The sequence below is a fragment of the Vibrio ouci genome (assembly GCF_004551525.1).
Classification (GTDB): Bacteria; Pseudomonadota; Gammaproteobacteria; order Enterobacterales; family Vibrionaceae; genus Vibrio; species Vibrio ouci.
The window spans coordinates 1-324 of sequence record NZ_SATR01000443.1; the positions used below are offsets into that span (position 1 = coordinate 1).

Annotated in this window: 1 pseudogene; it reads left to right on the forward strand. The window is 44.8% G+C overall.

Features of this window, described 5'->3' with window-relative positions:
* A pseudogene (locus tag ELS82_RS26190) lies at positions 1-308 on the forward strand (IS5/IS1182 family transposase); the annotation flags it as partial.
* Between the last annotated feature and the right edge of the window lie 16 nt (positions 309-324).

Genomic DNA, 324 nt, shown 5'->3' on the forward strand with positions numbered 1-324 from the left:
CGCATTAAGCGAGCTGTCCCCCTTATTCCACCAAGAACCAATGCAGCTTACTGGGAAAGATATCACCCACGTAATCTCGCGGTTGCTTGTCAAGAACTGTATGGGTCCAACAAATACTGGAAATCGAAATATGGCTACCACAAGCGCTCGCTGTCAGAGACAGCGATGCATCGATTCAAAAAAAGCTGTTGGGTAACTCTTTGAGTTTAAGAAGTTACAACGCCCAAGTAGGAGAAGCATACGCAATGGTTAAAGCGTTGAACAAGATGACCGAGCTTGGTATGCCTGAAACGATTTTAATAAAATAACGCTGCCACTCTTAGG